The 17,517-nt window shown below is 67.0% G+C and carries 13 protein-coding genes; 9 read left to right on the top strand and 4 right to left on the bottom strand.

What is annotated here, in order from left to right; translation table 11 throughout:
- Positions 1–292 precede the first annotated feature (292 nt).
- Positions 293–1,084 (top strand): hypothetical protein, encoded by a 792-nt coding sequence (locus VGK20_18420; protein ID HEY2776022.1) that lies wholly within the window; start codon positions 293–295, stop codon positions 1,082–1,084.
- On the opposite strand, the gene VGK20_18415 is transcribed toward VGK20_18420, so the two are convergent.
- Entirely contained in the window at positions 991–2,580 is a 1,590-nt protein-coding gene (locus tag VGK20_18415; GenBank protein ID HEY2776021.1) for a tetratricopeptide repeat protein, read from the bottom strand. The genes VGK20_18420 and VGK20_18415 overlap by 94 nt on opposite strands.
- 19 nt (positions 2,581–2,599) lie before the next feature.
- On the opposite strand from VGK20_18415, the gene VGK20_18410 reads away from it, so the two are divergent.
- Positions 2,600–5,209 (top strand): PBP1A family penicillin-binding protein, encoded by a 2,610-nt coding sequence (locus VGK20_18410; GenBank protein HEY2776020.1) that lies wholly within the window; start codon positions 2,600–2,602, stop codon positions 5,207–5,209.
- 86 nt (positions 5,210–5,295) lie between these two features.
- Here VGK20_18410 and VGK20_18405 read toward each other — a convergent pair whose 3' ends face one another.
- Both VGK20_18405 and VGK20_18400 read right to left on the bottom strand, forming a co-directional pair.
- The gene (locus VGK20_18405; GenBank protein HEY2776019.1) at positions 5,296–5,940 is read right to left on the bottom strand and encodes a cold shock and DUF1294 domain-containing protein; all 645 of its coding nucleotides are present in this window, start codon (positions 5,938–5,940) and stop codon (positions 5,296–5,298) included.
- A gap of 44 nt (positions 5,941–5,984) precedes the next feature.
- Positions 5,985–7,001, bottom strand: coding sequence for a LysR family transcriptional regulator (locus VGK20_18400; GenBank protein HEY2776018.1), 1,017 nt, complete (start codon positions 6,999–7,001; stop codon positions 5,985–5,987).
- 71 nt (positions 7,002–7,072) lie between these two features.
- Here VGK20_18400 and leuC point away from each other — a divergent pair, with 71 nt between their 5' ends.
- The 7 genes from leuC (at position 7,073) to VGK20_18365 (ending at position 15,096) form a co-directional block, all read left to right on the top strand.
- Positions 7,073–8,482 (top strand): 3-isopropylmalate dehydratase large subunit, encoded by a 1,410-nt coding sequence (leuC, locus tag VGK20_18395; protein HEY2776017.1) that lies wholly within the window; start codon positions 7,073–7,075, stop codon positions 8,480–8,482.
- Positions 8,483–8,511: 29 nt separating this feature from the next.
- Positions 8,512–9,120 (top strand): 3-isopropylmalate dehydratase small subunit, encoded by a 609-nt coding sequence (gene leuD, locus VGK20_18390; GenBank protein HEY2776016.1) that lies wholly within the window; start codon positions 8,512–8,514, stop codon positions 9,118–9,120.
- Positions 9,121–9,336: 216 nt separating this feature from the next.
- Entirely contained in the window at positions 9,337–10,026 is a 690-nt protein-coding gene (locus tag VGK20_18385; protein ID HEY2776015.1) for a hypothetical protein, read from the top strand.
- Positions 10,027–10,308: 282 nt separating this feature from the next.
- Positions 10,309–11,598 (top strand): hypothetical protein, encoded by a 1,290-nt coding sequence (locus VGK20_18380; protein ID HEY2776014.1) that lies wholly within the window; start codon positions 10,309–10,311, stop codon positions 11,596–11,598.
- Between the two features lie 149 nt (positions 11,599–11,747).
- The gene (locus tag VGK20_18375) at positions 11,748–12,410 is read left to right on the top strand and encodes a succinate dehydrogenase cytochrome b subunit (GenBank protein HEY2776013.1); all 663 of its coding nucleotides are present in this window, start codon (positions 11,748–11,750) and stop codon (positions 12,408–12,410) included.
- Positions 12,407–14,320, top strand: a complete 1,914-nt coding sequence (locus tag VGK20_18370) for a fumarate reductase/succinate dehydrogenase flavoprotein subunit (protein HEY2776012.1) — start codon at positions 12,407–12,409, stop codon at positions 14,318–14,320. The genes VGK20_18375 and VGK20_18370 overlap by 4 nt, the downstream gene beginning before the upstream one ends.
- A 32-nt stretch (positions 14,321–14,352) precedes the next feature.
- On the top strand, positions 14,353–15,096 hold the full coding sequence (locus VGK20_18365) for a succinate dehydrogenase/fumarate reductase iron-sulfur subunit (GenBank protein ID HEY2776011.1): 744 nt from the start codon (positions 14,353–14,355) through the stop codon (positions 15,094–15,096).
- Between the two features lie 52 nt (positions 15,097–15,148).
- Here VGK20_18365 and VGK20_18360 read toward each other — a convergent pair whose 3' ends face one another.
- The gene (locus VGK20_18360; GenBank protein ID HEY2776010.1) at positions 15,149–17,317 is read right to left on the bottom strand and encodes an AsmA family protein; all 2,169 of its coding nucleotides are present in this window, start codon (positions 17,315–17,317) and stop codon (positions 15,149–15,151) included.
- Between the last annotated feature and the right edge of the window lie 200 nt (positions 17,318–17,517).

The raw sequence follows: 17,517 nt of genomic DNA, 5'->3' as shown, positions 1-17,517 counted from the left end.
CTTTCTCCAGCATGGGTTGTGTCGGGAGGGAGCGCAGCCGGGCCTCGAGGGGGCAAGGGCCGCGAAAATCCCGGGCGGCGATTATCAAGGAACCACGAAGAGGTCACAAGGAAACGTGCGAATGAAGATGAGATTTGCTCCACGGCCGCCCGGCCCGGCGCGACAGCCGCGACGCACGCGACAAGCTCGACGCGAACGAGGTCACGACCAGCCCGCCGGGCGCCTTGTTTCCCCAACCGTGCACCGGCCGTGGTTTGAACGGCGGCGGGGGCTTCGGTAGCAGACCTTCGCGATGTCCCTCAGGTCCGTGGCTCCGGTGGTGGCAGGGATTCTTGCCGCAATCCTCGCGGCGGATACCGCCGGGGCAGCCCGCTCCGACGGCATCGACGCGTCGATCCTCGCTCCCGGCCTGGTCCAGGCCAACCAGGCAATCGCCAGACTGCAGCGTCTGACCGAAGAGGCCGAGGCCATCGGCACGGCGATGTTCCGGGTCCACAATTCGATCGGCGAGAAAAGAGCGTTCGCCGCCAAGCCTCCCGACTGCAAGACCGACTGGCTGTTGGACCTCGGTGCCCGCTCCCGCGAGCTCGGTCGCGCGTTCCGGGACGCCGTCCAGAGCGCCCGCGTCCAGGCCCGTCGAGTCGAGAACATGACGGTCGAGCCCACAGTCGCACCGCTCGTCGATCCGGAGACGAACCACAAGGTGACGACGCTTCTCGAGCGCGTCGACAACCTCGTGCGCGGTTATCCGGAGGCGTCCACGTGGCAGCAGCGATACGTCGAGCCGCTGCTCAAAGGCTGCGAGCCGGAGCTCGTCAAGGGCACGGGCTTCCCCGATCCGGTTCCAGGCGTAGACGACAGGAAAGGGGACGACGGGCCGGCCTCGGCAAAAAAAGCTCCACTGGTGGCCGTCATCGCGATCGGCGGCGGCTTCCTTTGCCCGGGCGCAGTGCCCGCGGCCGGGGTCATGCTGGTATCGGGGTCGATCTGCTATTCGGACAGCGAGGCCTGCGACTGCGAGCCGTCGGCGGTCTCTCCCGCCACGGTCCTCGGGCCGGAGGCAAAGGCCGGATCGGCAAACTGAAGCTGCTCGCGAGCCTGCACGGCTTCGTCCGAGCGACCGAGCTTTTCGAGAAGAGAGATCTCGAGCGCGAGCGCTTCGGCCAGGAACCGGTCCTCGCGCAGCAGCGCGCGCACGTCGGCGAGCGCCTGCTCCGGCTCCCTTGCCGATCGCAGCTTGGCAACCAGCAGCCTCGCATCATGATCCGGCATTTTCATGAGGTCCGACGGGATCTCGTGAGGGTCTTTCTCCAGTGCCGCACGAAGGCGCAGCCTGGAGGCCAGCGAATCGCTGCCGGCCAGCGCCGCCTGCTTGGCGGCTTCTTCGTAACGACCGATGTCGGCGCCGAGCGCGATCATCATCTGCTCGGCTTCGGAGCTGGCGCCGCGCGCTTCGAGCTTGCCGAGAAGATCGAACGCTTCTACGAGGCGGCCGTCCCTCAGGCGCAGCGCAATGTGACGGCGGACGGGCTCCGGGTCGTACTCGGCTGCGTTCTCCCACGCGATGACGAGCTTTTCGTAGTCGGGGCCGGGACCGAGTTTTTCGGCGATGCCGACGCGAAGGCGCGCGACTTCCGGGTCGTCGTCGAAGCGGTCGGGCAGGCCGTCGACGAGAGTTTGCGCCTCGCCCGGCATCCCCGTCGAAAGGTACGTCTCCAGGCGCGGAATGACGATGCGGCTGTCGTCGGGCCAGCGCGAGTCGAGGTCGTCCCAGCGCTTGCGGGCGTCGGCCCACTGTCCCGACGCCGAGGCGGCCGCGGCTCCGGCGGCTTCGAAGACGAAGCGGTCGGGCGTCGTCTCCCTGGCCCGCTCGAACGCGCGCGCGGCAATGTTGGCGCGCCCGATGTCGAGGGCGCGCCTGCCCATCAGGTAGTGCGCCATCGACAGCGACGGGTCGATCAGCACGACGCGGGCAAGGGGATCCTTGTCGGGGTCGCCACGCTCGTGGGGATCGACCGGATCGATCATCCCGTACCAGGACGCGGCGGCGCGACCGAGCACGAGCACGGCATAGCGGTCGGACGAAAGCGGTTTCGACCACGTCTCGACCATTCCCGCCGGCACCGGCGTGTTGATCTGCCGGGCCGTCCACACGAGCAGCTCGGTGATCGCCCCTTCGGGTGATTCGCGAGGCCCGGAGGCGGACGCGCCCTTGCACGGGCCGTTGGCGGGGCACAGGCGAAGCACGATCTGGAGCTGGTCGCGGTCGTACGTGAACGAGAAGCGCGCGTTCCAGTGCTTGTGCCCGCCGGTCAGCCAGTGGTCGACACCCGGCGGCGGACCGTTCTGGTCGTAGTGAGGAACCACTCCCGCCAGATCGGTCAGCCCCGTCTCGTAGAGCGTGACGACGATGCCGGCCACCTCGTGTGCGTAACGGTGGCCGCCGAAATCCTTGACCGGCTCGATGCGCACGTCGGTGGCGGCCGGGAAGACGTCCTCTTCGGGCGGTTTCCACGCGTCATCGAGCGTGCTCTGCAGGGTGCTCTTCGGAGTCTCGATGCGGGATTCGCAGCCCGCCACTGCTATAAGTACAGCCGCGATGGCGAAGGATGTGAGCGGGGAGGGGCGCAGCGACGGCGAAGCGCCGCCGCCAAATCCGGAAAATCCGGAGAAGCCGAAGAAGCCGGCGCGGCGCAGGAGGTTTCGCAGCGCGCGGCGCTTCGTGCGCACGGCGCTGTTCGTCGGCTTTCTAGCGGCCATCGTGGGTGGGATCTGGAGCTGGCACTGGCTCAACGACAACGTGCTTGCCACTCTGCCCGAGAACCTTGCCCACGTTCAAGCCTACCGCCCTCCTTCGAACTGCGTCATTTACGATTCGGCCGGAACCAAGGTCGACGAATTCTACATCGAGCGTCGCATCTGGGTCCCGATCAAGTCGCTGCCCGACTTCGTCTGGCAGGCTTTCGTCGCGGCCGAGGACCGCCGGTTCTTCGAGCACCGCGGCGTCGACCCCGCCGGGATGGCGCGCGCATTCGTGTCCAACTTCCTGCGCGGAGGCGTGCACCAGGGCGGCTCGACGATCACGCAGCAGATCGTCAAGAACCTGCTGGTCGGCAAAGAGCGAAGCTACATCCGCAAGATGCGCGAAGCGGTGCTCGCGCTTCGCCTCGAGCGCGAGCTGAGCAAGAAGGAGCTGCTCGAGCTTTACATCAACTATGTCTACCTCGGCTCGGGAAACTACGGAGTGGAGGCTGCCGCGCTCGACTACTTCGGCAAGCCCGCGGCCGAGCTCGACCCGGGCCAGGCCGCGACGCTTGCCGGCCTGGTTCCGGCGCCGACGCGCTACTCGCCGCACAAGCATCCCGAGAACACGATCATGCGGCGCAGCTACGTGCTCGGCCGCATGGTCGAGGAAGGCTACATGACGCTGGCCGACTCCAAGCGCTTCGCGCAGGAGCCGGTGCTGGCCCCGACCGAGAGGCCGACCCTGCCTGCCGTCGGCCTGGCCTACATCACCGAAGTGCGCCGCGAGATCCGCCGCCTCTTCGGCACCACGACCCCGATGTCGGAAGGGTTCCACGTCTACACGGCGCTGGACCTTTCGACCCAGCAGACCGCCGAGTCCGCGGTGCGCGAAGCGCTGGTCGGCGTCGACGAAAGAAGAGGGCGCCGCGGCGTCGTCCAGCACGTGCCCGACTCCCAGCGCCAGTGGTTCCTGGCGCGCGCGGCCGGCCTGCAGAGAATCGCCGAGCCCGAAGGGGCGACGACCGACGACGAGGAAGAAGCGAGGATCAAGGCCGCCGCCGAAGCCGCGAGGAAGGCCCGCGAGGCGGAGGCGCGAAAGGCGGCCGCCAAGGCGGCGCGCAGCCATACTTCGGCGCACAGGACCGCCCGCGCTGCCAAGCCGGCCGTACCGCTGGAGCCGCCGAAAATTCCTGCCGTCGCGATGCCGAAGCCCGACGACTGCTTCCAGGTGATCGTCGGTCCGAAGGGAGTCGACCAGCTGGAGGCCGGGCCGTTCACGTTCTCGCTCGTCAAATCCGACCGCGGCGTGCTGGTTCGCACCGCCGGAGGCAAGAGCAAGCGCACGATTTCGTCCGAAGCCGGCAACGGCGACGTGCTTCGCGTCTGCGACATCGACGAGAAGACCGTCAAGCTCGATCCCGCGCCGTGGGCCGAAGGCGCATCCGTCGTCGTCGACAATGCGACGGGCCGCGTGCGCGCGATCGTCGGCGGCTACGAGGACGTGCTCGAGGGTTTCGTGCGCGCAACGCAGGCGCATCGCCAGCCGGGCAGCAGCTTCAAGCCGTTCGTCTACAGCACCGCGCTCAAGTCGGGCAAGAACCAGCTCGACATCGTCCACGACGCGCCGATCTCGCTGCCGGGCGGCAACGGCAAGATGTGGACGCCGGCCAACTACGAGGACAAGTACTACGGCGACCTGCCGATGCGCTTCGCGCTGGCCAAGAGCCTGAACACCGTGTCGGTGCGCTTCGTGCTGGAGCTAGGGCCTCGCCGCGTGATCGAGACGGCGCGCGCGATGGGCGTGCGCACTCCGATCCGTCCCGACATGTCGATCGCGCTCGGCAGCAGCGAAGTGACGCCGATGGACATGGCGGCGGCGTATTCGACGCTCGCGCGCATGGGCTCGCCGGTCGAGCCGGTGATGATCGATTCGATCAAGGACCAGACCGGCAAGCTGCTCGGAGTGGCCGGCGGAAACGTCGTCGTCGACGGAGAAGTCGTCGGCCGCCTGCCCGGAGGGCCGCAGCCGCGCGCACTGCCGGCAGGAGTCGCCTACGAGATGGTCGACATGATGCGCGAGGTCGTCAAATCCGGCACCGCCAAGCGCGCGTACAAGGAAGGCTACGATCGCGCGGGAAAAACCGGCACGACCAACGAGTGCATCGACGCGTGGTTCGACGGTTTCGATGCCAACCACACGACGATCGTCTGGGTCGGATCCGACGGCCCGGAGCCGATCGGCCCGAAGGAAACCGGCGGAGTCACTGCGCTGCCGGCGTGGGTGAAGATCATGGACAGCCTGGAGACGACGGTGCCGCCGCGCATGCCGATTCCCGACGAAGCCGTGCTCGTCAACGTCGGCGAGGCCTGGTACGGCTTTCCGCGCGGCAAGGTCCCGCAGAAAATCCTCCAGCGTGAAGCCGCCGGCAACGAGCCGCTGCCACGCTTCCCGTCCGATTCCTGAAATCCGGGGCAGTACGCATTTCGCGGCTGTGCGACAGCCCGCGTGCTGCTTCGTAGGGACGGCGCCCGCTGCCAGAGCGTGAACGGTCAGCCGGCAGGCTGGTACAACGACCAGACTACCCAGCCCACCAGGTGCAGGACGACGATCGCCGAAAGAATCGTCAGGTGCTCGCGCTTGCGTGTCATGTGGCGCAGCATCGCCATCGCCAGCAGCGCTCCCGGCCAGCCGCCGACCGCTTCGAGCACGTGCAGCGTCGTGCCGGTGATGCGCCAGCGCCGCGCCTCGGCCCGCTTCTTGTCGACGTAATAGAAGCCGAACGTGATGACGCTCATCATCAGGTAGAGGAACACCGGCCATCCGATCTGGTCGACATCGAAGAGGAAGCCGATCAGCGCGATGAGCCAGAGCGCACCGACTGCGTAGGCGACCGTGACGGTGTCGGGCAGCGGAAGGCCCTTGATGCGCACGTCCACGGCCTTGGTGCGCCGGTCTTCGCGATCGATGCGGAAATAGACCGCGTCGCCCTCTTTCGGACGCCGTCCGGAAGAGCGGAAACCCGAGATGTGCACGAACACGGTCTGGCCGCCGTCCTCGGGAAGAATGAACCCGAAGCCGCGCTCGTCGTTCCACTTGAGGATGCGGCCGGTGTGGCGCGCATCGGCCGCAGCGTCCGCGCCCGCAGTGGAACGGGAATGCGCAGTGGCGCTGCCGTTTTCAGTTCCGGGCGGCATCGTAGCCGCAAACCGTAACGCGACCGGCCCGCGCAAAAAAACGCTCACCCGCGTTCCGCAGGAAAAAGAGCGGCTTTTCGGCCTTTTCGGCCGCCGCCGCGGCGGTCGGCCGCCAGCAGCTTGGCCAGTGCCAGTCCGCGCGCCTTGACGCGCTCGAGCAGCATCGCCATCGGCGGTGCCACCGGGAAGCTCGGCCTCATCACGAGACGGACGGGAAGAGGAGGCAGCCCGGCGTCCTCGATGAACAGGCGCCGCGAGTCGAGCTCGCGAAGCGGCAATGCAGGCGCCAGGCCGATGCCGCAGCCGGTGGTCGCGTAGTCGATCAGCAGCGAGACGCCCGGGACGTCGATCGTCGAGGCCGGCTGGATTGCATGACGCTCGAGCCAGGCATCGAGGACGCTTCGGCCGAGGCTGCCGGCGGCCAGGCGAAGCACCGGCTCCGTTGCCAGCCGCTCCATCACCGGCATCGGCGGATCGCGGCGCGCGGCGATCCATTGAAGCGGCTGCTCGAACAGCAGGTGCTCGTCGAGGCCGGGCAGTGTCGAGGCGGTGCTGACGATTGCCGCGTCCACCTGGCCGAGCTCGAGCAGCCGCACGGCCTCCGAAGAATGCGCGGTCGTAATCGCGACGCGCAGCGCCGGCGCGAGGCTGCGCTGGTCGGGCGCGCTGGCCCGGGAAGCGGAGCCGCCGACCGCCGGCGTCCCGAGCTGGATGTCGCGCAGCACCGGCGCCAGCAGCTCCTTTCCGAGGTAGTCGCTGGCGGCGATGCGCACGGTGGCCACCGGCGCCCCCGCCATCGAATCGAGAAGGTCGCAAACCGACTCCGCCTCGTCGAACAGGCGCGTCGCCGGGCCGAGGAACGCCTCGCCCGAGGCCGTCAGCCGGATGCCGCGCCCGTCGCGCTCGAACAGCGAGACGCCGAAGTGCTGTTCGATGCGGCGCAGTTGCTGGCTGACTGCCGACGGAGTCTTGAAGAGGGCTTCGGCGGCTCGCGCCACCGAGCCATGCCGCGCAACGGTCAGTGCGTCGTGAAGCGCCGGCAGCAGGGCGGCGTCGAACATGAAGAAAAACTTAGCATAAAGCTAAGAATATGTCACTAGACTAAACAATTGGGATCGTCGATACTCGCCGGATGGGAAAGAGCCTGTTCCAGAAAGTGTGGGAGCGTCACACCGTCCGCGAGCTGCCGGGCGGCGGGGTGCAGCTCTTCATCGGAGCCCACCTGATCCACGAAGTCACCAGCCCCCAGGCGTTCGGGATGCTGCGCGACCTCGGGCTGTCGGTGCTGAGGCCGGACCGCACCTTCGCGACTGTCGATCATATCGTGCCTACCGACACGCAGGCGCGTCCCTACGCCGATCCGCTGGCCGAAGGGATGATGGTCGCGCTCGAGAAAGCCTGCAGCGAATTCGGCATCCGATTCTTCGGCACCGACAGCGGCAAGCAGGGCATCGTCCACGTGATCGGACCGGAGCTCGGCATCACGCAGCCGGGCATGACGATCGCGTGCGGGGATTCGCACACCTCCACGCACGGTGCGTTCGGCGCGATCGCGTTCGGCATCGGCACCACGCAGGTGCGCGACGTGCTGGCGACGCAGACGCTGGCGCTGGCGCCGATGAAAGTGCGCCGCGTCCAGGTCGACGGCAAGCTCGGCGCCGGAGTCTACGCCAAGGACATCATCCTGCACGTGATCCGCACTCTCGGCGTCAACGGCGGCACCGGTTTCGCCTACGAGTTCGCGGGCTCGACCATCGACGGCCTGACGATGGAAGAACGCATGACGGTGTGCAACATGGCCATCGAAGGCGGCGCGCGCGTCGGCTACGTCAATCCCGACGAGAAGACGTACGAGTTCCTGCGTGGCCGTGCGTTCGCGCCGTCGGGCGACGCGTGGGATCGCGCCGTCGACTACTGGAAAGCCATCGCTTCCGACCCCGACGCCGACTACGACGACGTCGTGCGCATCGACGCTGCCGACATCGCGCCGACGGTGACGTGGGGGATCAACCCCGGACAGGCCATCGGCGTCAACGAGAACATTCCGAGCGCGGCTGCAGCGGCGAGCGAAAGCGAGGCTGCGGGCATTCGCGAGGCGCTCGAGTACATGAAGCTCGACGGTGGAGCGCCGATCCGCGGCACCAGGGTGGACGTGTGTTTCATCGGAAGCTGCACGAACGGGCGCCTGTCCGACTTCCGCGAGGTCGCACGCTACCTCAAGGGGCGGCACGTCGCGCCCGGCGTGCGCGCGCTGGCCGTGCCGGGCTCCCAGGACGTCGCGCGCGCGGCGATCGCCGAAGGACTCGATCGCATCTTCACCGATGCCGGTTTCGAGTGGCGCGAGGCCGGCTGCTCGATGTGCCTGGCGATGAATCCCGACAAGCTCATCGGAGACCAGTTCTGCGCATCGTCGTCCAACCGCAACTTCAAGGGACGCCAGGGCAGCCCGACCGGGCGCACCGTTCTGATGAGCCCGGTCATGGTCGCAGCCGCGGCTGTCGAAGGCTGCGTCGCCGACGCGCGCGAAACGTTTCGCATCTGAGCCGCAACCGGGGATTCGAGGAACAGACGATGGCACTGGAAAAGATCATTCGCATCAGCGGTCGCGGCGTGGCCGTGCCCGGCGACGACATCGACACCGACCGCATCATCCCTGCGCGCTTCATGAAGTGCGTGACATTCGACGGCCTCGGGCGCTACTTCTTCTTCGACGTGCGCTTCGACGAGCAGGAGAACATGCGCAAGCACCCGCTGAACGATCCGCGCTTTGCCGGCGCCGCCATCCTGATTGCCGGCCGCAATTTCGGGTGCGGCTCGTCGCGCGAGCACGCTCCGCAGGCGATCGCGAAGGCAGGATTCAAGGCCGTCGTCGCCGAGGGTTTCGCCGAGATCTTTTTCGGCAACTCGACGACGCTCGGGATGCCGTGCGTGACTCTGTCCGGCGACGACATCCGTCGCCTGGTGGCGTGCGTCGAGGCTGCGCCCTCGACCGTGATCACGATCGACCTCGAGCAGATGGTCGTCACGGCCGGCGACCTGCGTCTTCCGCTGGCGATCAAGCCGTCGGCGCGCGAAGTGCTGACGACAGGAACGTGGGACCCGATCGGGCAGCTGCTCGAATCGAAAGCCGACATCGCGCGCACGGCTTCGGCGCTGCCGTACGTCGGCGGGTTCGCCTGAGTCCGGAGTCGTACCGTCCGCGCCCTCGAAGCGGCGGGCACGCGCGCGATTGCTGCGCGTGCGGCTCCGCGCAGCCTTGCGTCAGTTCCGCCGTACCGACATAGACTTCGGACGCGACCGGTGAAGTACTTTTTCTTTCCCGCGATCCTGATCGGCTGCGCGCTGGCTGCCGGTTGTAGCGCACGAGCTTCGACCGGCGCGCAGCCCGCGGACGACATGTCGCTCTGCAACGACAAGTCGAGCGATGAAGTCCTTCTCCAGAACGGTGTGCGGCTCATTTCCGAGCATCGGGAGGATGCAGCCATTCGCCGGTGTTTCGATACGGTGATCAACCGGAACGGAGATCCTTCGTCCGGCAACGTGTACTGTACGCGATCCCTCGCCGAAACGGTGTACTACATGGCGCTGGCCGCATCGCAGGGACGCGAAGCGGCCGCCATCGACCCGTACTGGTCCGATGCTTACTTTTTCAAAGGGTACGCTTTGTTCGAGCTGGGACGCACCGCAGACGCCCGACGCAGCCTCGAATCGGCATTGATGCTTTCTCCTCGCAATTCGATGTACCTGTGCGAGCTTGCCACCACGTATCAGTCGGACAAGGACTTCGAGCGGGCTCTGCAGCTGTTCGCGGACGCCGAGAAGGCAACCGACCTCGCCCCGGATGCCGTGAAAGCGAAGGAGAAAGGACATGCCCTGCGTGGCCAGGGGTTTTCGCTGACCGAGCTCAACCGTCTCGACGAGGCCGAAGCGAAATATCGCGAAGCGCTCCGAATCGATTCCTCGGACGCCAATGCGACACGTGAGCTCGCGTACATCAAGCAGTTGCGCGAGACCGGCAGGCAAATTCCGGGCGGCTTGATCAACCGTCAGGGAGAGATCACGCCGCCGAATCCCGGCCGCCCGTGACCTTCCCTGGACGGTCTCACCATCGAGGACCCGAGCGTCGCAGCAACCGGCATTTGTCTGGCGCTGATCAGTAGCCAGACGGGCAAATGCCGGGGAGCCACCTTCAGCACGCCCAGCACGCCGAAATCCAACGGCGCGGAAAGGTACTCGGCGAAGTCCGACTGAGCCATTGCGACCAGGCGCGAGCGGCAGCCTGCATTCCGGTCTGGCGGCGGTGTCGATGCAAGTGCAGGGCCCGACTCCGGCCCTGTATCGGGCCCGCTTTTCTGTTACGGTCGCCGCATGATGCCTGGCGACGAGCTGGTCGAGCAGCTCAACCGCAGCTGCCGCTGCGTCGCGGTGGACGCGCAGGCGCTGGCCAGGGCCGTCGAGTCCGGCGCCGCCGTCGACGGTCTCTATGCGTCGATCCTGCGTGACCAGCCCCACCTCTTCTCGGAAACCGCCGTCTTCCTGACGCGCAGCCAGGTGCGCCGCATGGAAGCAGTGATCGACGCCGTCGAGAGCGTCGTCGCCAGCGACGCGTTCGCGGCACGTGCGCTCGCGCTGGCGCCGCCGATCGCACGCTTCGACCCCGGAACCCGGGGTGCGTTTCTCGGATACGATTTCCATCTTGGCGCGGACGGCCCGCGCCTGATCGAGATCAACACCAATGCCGGCGGCGCCCTGCTCAACGTGGCACTCGCGCGGGCGCAGCGCGCATGCTGTTCCGAAGTCCAGGATGCGCTGGCTGCGCCGGGCGACGTTCGCGACGCCGAGGCCGCGTTCGTCGCGATGTTTCGCCGCGAGTGGGAGCTCGTGCGCGGCTGCGCCCCGCTGCGCTCCGTCGCCATCGTCGATGCCGAGCCCGAGCGCCAGTACCTGCATCCCGAGTTCCTGATGTTTCGCGAGCTGTTCGAGAGAGCCGGGCTCGCGGCCGTGATCGTCGATCCCTCTGCGCTGCAGTGCCGCGATGGTGTTCTGTACGCGGACCGGCAGCAGATCGATCTCGTCTACAACCGCCTCACGGACTTCTACTTCGAGCAGGCTTCGTCCGCGGCGCTGCGCGAAGCGTACCTGGCAGGCTTCACGGTGATCACGCCGGGCCCGCGTTCGCATGCGATGTATGCCGACAAGCGGCACCTGGCGCTGCTGTCGAGCAGGGCCGGGCTCGAAGCGCTCGCCGTCGATGCCGCCACCATCGCCGCGCTGCTCGAAGGAGTGCCGCAGACCGTCGTCGTCACCGACGTCAATCGCGACGAGCTGTGGAAGGACCGCAGGCGGTGGTTCTTCAAGCCGGCCGGCGGCTACGGCAGCAAGGCTGCCTACCGCGGCGACAGAATCACGCGCGGAGTCTGGGACGAGATCGCGGGTCGGAGCTACGTCGCGCAGCGAATCGTCGTTCCGAGCGAGCGCACAGTGGTCGTCGAGGGGCGCGAGGTGCCGCTCAAGCTCGACATCCGGTGCTACGTCTACGACGGCGCCGTGCAGATGATCGCGTCGCGCCTCTACCAGGGACAGACGACGAATTTCCGCACCGCAGGCGGCGGTTTCGCTCCGGTTTTCACCGAAGCCGACCCCGCGGGCGCCGCCTGAAACATCCATGCCCGCCGCGTGCTCGAGGACACGCACCGCGACGGCATTAGCGCCTCGCTCCGAGTTCCATTAGCCGTACGCATCTTGTGCGGTATGTATCTTTACATTTTCTTCTGCTTGCCTAGATAAGCGGCCGGAGAGACCGCTCTGTGAAGCGTTTTTTCGCACTGTTGAGAACGGACATCGGCCGCAAGGCGCTGATGGGGGCGACCGGCTTGCTGCTGATCGGCTTCCTCATCACCCACATGCTGGCCAACCTTCTCGTGATCTTCGACAAGGACGCCTACAACGCCTACAGCTACCACCTGACGAGCAATCCGCTGCTCTATCTAGCCGAAGCGGGATTGCTGCTGTTCTTCGTCGCCCACCTCGTCTCGGGAATCGTCGTCACGCACCGCAACAGGGCGGCGCGCCCCATCGCGTACCAGCAGAAGACGAAGGCGGATGCCACGGGCCGCAAGAGCCTGGCGTCCTCGACGATGATCTTCAGCGGCATCGTCATGCTGGTGTTCGTCCCGCTGCACCTGGTGACGTTCAAGTTCGGACCCCACTACACGACCGCTGACGGCTCGATGCGCGACCTCTACCGTCTCGTGCTCGAGGTGTTCCGCAGCCCGCTCTACACGACGTGGTACCTCGTCGCGCTGCCGATTCTCGGAGTCCACGCCTGGCACGGATTCGGCAGCGGTTTCGAATCTCTCGGCGTCTCCTACAGTCGCGAGCTGCGCCGCTTCGGCCAGGCGCTCGCGGTGGCCCTCACCGTCGGGTTCATGGCCGTGCCGGTGTACGTGATCCTGCGAGGTGCGTCGTGAGTCTCGACGGCAAGGTTCCTTCCGGGCCGATCGAGACCAAGTGGTCCGACTACAAGGGGCATGCGTGGCTCGTCAGCCCCGCCAACCGGCGCCGGTACAACATCATCGTCGTCGGCACCGGCCTTGCCGGTGCGTCGGCCGCCGCAAGCCTCGGCGAGCTCGGTTACAACGTGCTGGCGATGACGATCCTCGACAGCCCGAGGCGCTCGCACTCGATCGCGGCGCAGGGCGGCATCAACGCCGCGAAGAATTACAAGAACGACGGCGACTCGGTCTACCGGCTGTTCTACGACACGATCAAGGGCGGCGACTACCGTGCCCGCGAAGGCAACGTTCACCGCCTGGCCGAGATGAGCGTGCACATCATCGACCAGTGCGTCGCCCAGGGTGTGCCGTTCGCGCGCGAGTACGGCGGCCTTCTCGACAACCGCTCTTTCGGCGGAGCGCAGGTGTCGCGTACGTTCTACGCCAGGGGCCAGACCGGGCAGCAGCTGCTGATCGGCGCCTACCAGGCGATGATGCGCCAGGTTGACGCGGGCACCGTCAAGGTGCTGCCGCGGCGCGAGATGCTCGATCTCGTGATGATCGACGGCCGTGCGCGCGGCGTGGTCGTTCGCAACCTGCTCAGCGGCAAGTACGAGCGCTACGCGGCCGACGCCGTGCTGCTGTGCACCGGCGGCTACGGCAACGTCTACTACCTGTCGACCAACGCCGGCAACAGCAACGTCACGGCGGCGTGGCGCTGCGCGCGCCGCGGTGCCTACTTCGGCAACCCGAGCTTCGCGCAGATCCATCCCACCTGCATTCCCGAAAGCGGCACCCACCAGAGCAAGCTCACGCTGATGAGCGAGAGCCTGCGCAACGACGGCCGCGTGTGGGTGCCGAAGAACGGCGGCGACCAGCGCCACCCCGCGGAGATCCCGGACGCCGAGCGCGACTATTACCTGGAGCGCCGCTATCCCGCGTTCGGAAACCTCGTCCCGCGAGACGTCGCGTCGCGGGCCGCCAAGGCGGTGTGCGACGAAGGGCTCGGCGTCGGCGCTACCGGCCGGGCGGTCTTCCTCGACTTCGCCGATGCCATCAAGCGCCTCGGCGACAAAGTCATCCGCGACCGTTACGGCAACCTCTTCGACATGTACCACCACATCTCGGGAGAGGATCCGTATCGCCAGCCGATGCGCATCTACCCGGCCGTGCACTACACGATGGGCGGCCTGTGGGTGGACTACTCGCTGATGAGCAACCTGCCGGGCCTTTTCGTGCTCGGCGAAGCCAATTTCTCGGATCACGGCGCCAATCGCCTCGGCGCCAGCGCGCTGATGCAGGGCCTTGCCGACGGGTACTTCGTCGTGCCCTACACGCTGGCGAACTACCTCGGCGCAACCAAGCTCGAGAAAGTCACGACCGACGACGAAGCTTTCCGTGAAGCGGAGTCCGCCGTCGACGAGCGCATCACGCGCCTGCTGGCGGTGAACGGCGGCCGTAGCGTCAAGGAGTTCCACCGCGCTCTCGGGCGCATCCTCTGGGACCACGTCGGGATGGCGCGCAACCGTGCCGGTCTTGCCGGCGCGCTCGAAGCGGTCGACCTGCTGCGGGTCGAGTACCAGCAGAACGTTCGCGTCGTCGGCCCCGGCGACAACGTCAACAAGCAGCTCGAATACGCGCTGCGCGTCGACGACTACATGGAGTTCGCCGACGTGATGGTGCGCGACGCCCTGGACCGCGAGGAGTCCTGCGGCTGCCATTTCCGCGAGGAGTACCAGACCGAAGACGGCGAGTGCCTGCGCGACGACGCCGATTTCGCGTACGTCGCCGCGTGGGAGTTCAAGGGACCCGGCAAAAAGCCGGAGCTCCACAAGGAAAACCTCGAGTTCAAGAGCATCGAGCTCAAGCAGAGGAGCTACAAGTGAGCGCCGCGCTGCAGAAGACTGGCGCACCGCCGATGACGATGCGGGTGCGCGTGTGGCGCCAGAGCGGCCCCCACGCCCCTGGCCATCTCGTCGAATACAAGGTGGCCGGCGTGGTTCCCGACATGTCGTTCGTCGAGATGCTCGACGTGCTGAACGAACAGCTCGTTGCCAAAGGGGAGGACACGGTCTCCTTCGACTCCGACTGCCGCGAAGGCATCTGCGGCTCCTGCGGCTGCACGATCAACGGCATCGCGCACGGGCCGGGCAGCGGCAAGACGGCGTGCCAGCTCTTCATGCGGGTGTTCAGGGACGGCGAGACCATCACCGTGGAGCCGTTCCGCGCCAAAGCATTCCCGGTGGTCAAGGACCTGGTCGTCGACCGCAGCGCGTTCGACCGCATCATCGCGGCCGGCGGCTACGTCTCGGCCAATACCGGCGCGGCTCCCGACGGCAACGAGCTGCTGATCGGCAAGGACGTTGCAGACAAGGCATTCGACGCCGCGGCCTGCATCGGGTGCGGCGCCTGCGTGGCAGCGTGCAGGAACGCCGCCGCGATGCTGTTCGTCGGGGCCAAGGTCGCGCATCTTTCGTACCTGCCGCAGGGGCAGCCCGAGCGCTCGCGCCGCGTCGTGCGCATGGTCGAGAAGATGGAAGCCGAAGGCTTCGGCGCCTGCAGCAACGAAGGCGAGTGCGAAGCCGTGTGCCCGAAAGGCATTTCGACCCGGCACATCCAGATCCTGCAGCGCGAATACATCAAGGCCTCGCTCAAGAACTGAGCGACCCGGCACGACGCGCCCTTGTGGCCCGCCGTTTCCGCGGTATCGCCGATTACCGGTGCGGGTGCTGGGACTGTCGTTTCTCGAACTTTTTCGCCACCCGCTGCGAAACCGTCACCGGTTTCCCCGAAGCCGCAGCCGCCTGCGCCGCTCGCGCAGTATGTGCGACGACTGCCTTGCGCTGCGGCGGCTCGCCTGCCCCCGCTTCCTGGACGAGGCCCTGCTCGGACTGCTCGCTCAGAAACGCCGAGCACCCGTTGTCGTTGTTCTTCTTCTGGGTCGGCACATCGAACGGCGTCAGCAGTCCGATGATCGGCGCCAGCGCGAAGTCGATCTTCTGCACCGCCTCGCGCGCGCGGCCCATCTTCAGCGGGTCGGGATAGTAGTCGAGTTTGGCCAGGCGTCCGCCGACGTGCAGGTTCTGGCGAAGGCTGAGCAGGCTCACGGTGCGCGGGTGCGGCATGATCTCGGCGTCGAGCTGCTCGGTGCCGAGGTCGAGGTCGACAGCCATGGTGATGTTGGACTTGTCGGTGTCGATCACGGCGAGCTTGCTCTGGAGCTTGCCGTTGGTCGCAGCCAGGTCGAAGGCCGCGCACCGCACCGGCAGCGGTTCGTCGCCCGTCAGCGCGATTCCGAGCACGTGTTGCACGTCGAGGCCGATGAGCGCGACCAGCAGGTGGCTGACCTGCGCATCGGCCAGCGCGAACTGGATGCGGCCGTTGGCGGTCGATGCCAGCTGGTGCAGCGAGCCCCCCTGCATTTCCACCTTGACCTCGCCACCGATCTTGCCGCCGGAGTGCTCGGTGAACGGTGTCGGGCCGAGGATCCTGGCGGCATCGAGCTCGCGCGCCTCGATGTCGACGTCCGCTCGCAGCGGCCGGCCGTCGGTGTGGACGCTCGCCGTCATGCGCACTTGTCCATTGGCCACGTCGAACGAGGCGGGATCCGCGCGCAGCGTGCCGTTGTCGAGGATGAGGTGAAGATCGATCTTGTCGACCGGAACGTGGTTCGGAGCGTTGACTCGCGTGGCGAGCAGGTGTGCATCGGCGTCCATCGCCTGCAGCTTCGGCACGTCCACCGGTGCGTCGGGCAGTACGCGTCCCTGCGCCTCGGTCTCCTGCACTTCGGCTTTCTGCTCCGGCGACGCGGTTTGACCCGGTCCGGTGCGCGGAGGCGCACCGATCAGGCCCGCGAGGTCGTCGAAATCGAGCAGCTTCGAATGCAGGTCCGCGGTCATCTTCGGGCGCTTCGGCGCGGTGTCGACGCTGAGCACGCCGCCGAGATCGCTGTCGCCCATGCGTCCCTCGAAGCTTTGGAAACGCCACACCTTGCCTTCGTGCTCGAGCTTTCCGGTGAGCTTGTACGGCGGCGAGTCGGGCATCGAGACGCCGACGAGCGGGAAGAGATCGGCCAGGGAATCGCCCTGGATGTTCATCGTGACGTCCAGGCCGCCGCTGTCGACCGCTCCGGTCAGGTGACCGACGATGTGTGCGCTGGTCGAGCCGGCACGCAGTGTCATGTCCAGCGGATAGGGATGAGTCGGATCGTTCAGCTCATCGATCGAGCCTGCCTCGATGGCGACTCGCGCGGGATGGTGCTGGTAGCTGCCGTCACCCACCAGGCGCGTGCCCTTGGCCAGGCCCCCGCGCGCCTTGTCGAGCACGAGGTCGGTCGTGGACTGCGGCGCACCTTCGCGCGTGTACGTCAAGTGGGTCTTGTAGACGCGCAGATGTCGCAGCTGCGGCACCCGGGAGCGGCTGCTCGGCTTGACGGCCTTGGTCGCCCACAGGGTCCAGTTGTCGGTTCCGTCGGCGCGCTGCTCGAGGTGAATCGTCGCGTCATCGACCGTGATTCGCGGGATCACGTAGCGCCCTTGCAGCAGGCGATTGAGAGCGACGGAGACGCGAAACCGCCCGACGTCGAGCATCTTCGGCTGGTGGCTCCACGGCGGGTTCGCGAAGCTCACCTTCTCCAGCACGAGGTGCGGTCGCCACGAGAACAGTCGCAGCTCGGTGTCGCCGTCGATGCGGAATTCGCGCCCCGTCGACTTCGAAATCATCGTCGCGGCGTACGGAACGAGGTGATGCCAGCCGAGCGTGATGCCGACGACGAGGAGCAGCAGCGTCACCAGCGTCGCGACCAGACTCCAGGCAGTCCACGTGAGAAATCGCAGCAGGCCGTGTGCGCGTGATCGGGGGGGCGAGGTCGAGTCGCTTTCCATGCCGGCTTTGGACGCACGGCGGCACCGGCCTGTTCGGTGCTCCTTCGATAGCGGAGCACCTGTTCGGTGCTCCTTTTGGATAGCGGAGCACCTGTTCGGTGCTCCTTTGGATAGCGCAGCACCTGTTCGGTGCTCCTTCGGATAGCGCAGCACCTGTTCGGTGCTCCTTCGGATAGCGCAGCACCTGTTCGGTGCTCCTT

Source organism: Candidatus Binatia bacterium, from assembly GCA_036493895.1.
GTDB lineage: Bacteria > Desulfobacterota > Binatia > UBA1149 > CAITLU01 > DATNBU01.
The sequence above is the reverse complement of the archived record's forward strand: the minus strand, read 5'-3'. Positions and strand labels throughout refer to the sequence as shown.

Coding starts and splice junctions, on each gene's coding strand:
- VGK20_18420 (HEY2776022.1), top strand. CDS start 293: ATGTCCCTCAGGTCCGTGGCTCCGGTGGTGGCAGGGATTCTTGCCGCA.
- VGK20_18410 (HEY2776020.1), top strand. CDS start 2,600: ATGGCGAAGGATGTGAGCGGGGAGGGGCGCAGCGACGGCGAAGCGCCG.
- VGK20_18405 (HEY2776019.1), bottom strand. CDS start 5,940: ATGCCGCCCGGAACTGAAAACGGCAGCGCCACTGCGCATTCCCGTTCC.
- VGK20_18400 (HEY2776018.1), bottom strand. CDS start 7,001: ATGTTCGACGCCGCCCTGCTGCCGGCGCTTCACGACGCACTGACCGTT.
- leuC (HEY2776017.1), top strand. CDS start 7,073: ATGGGAAAGAGCCTGTTCCAGAAAGTGTGGGAGCGTCACACCGTCCGC.
- leuD (HEY2776016.1), top strand. CDS start 8,512: ATGGCACTGGAAAAGATCATTCGCATCAGCGGTCGCGGCGTGGCCGTG.
- VGK20_18385 (HEY2776015.1), top strand. CDS start 9,337: ATGTCGCTCTGCAACGACAAGTCGAGCGATGAAGTCCTTCTCCAGAAC.
- VGK20_18380 (HEY2776014.1), top strand. CDS start 10,309: ATGATGCCTGGCGACGAGCTGGTCGAGCAGCTCAACCGCAGCTGCCGC.
- VGK20_18365 (HEY2776011.1), top strand. CDS start 14,353: ATGACGATGCGGGTGCGCGTGTGGCGCCAGAGCGGCCCCCACGCCCCT.
- VGK20_18360 (HEY2776010.1), bottom strand. CDS start 17,317: ATGGAAAGCGACTCGACCTCGCCCCCCCGATCACGCGCACACGGCCTG.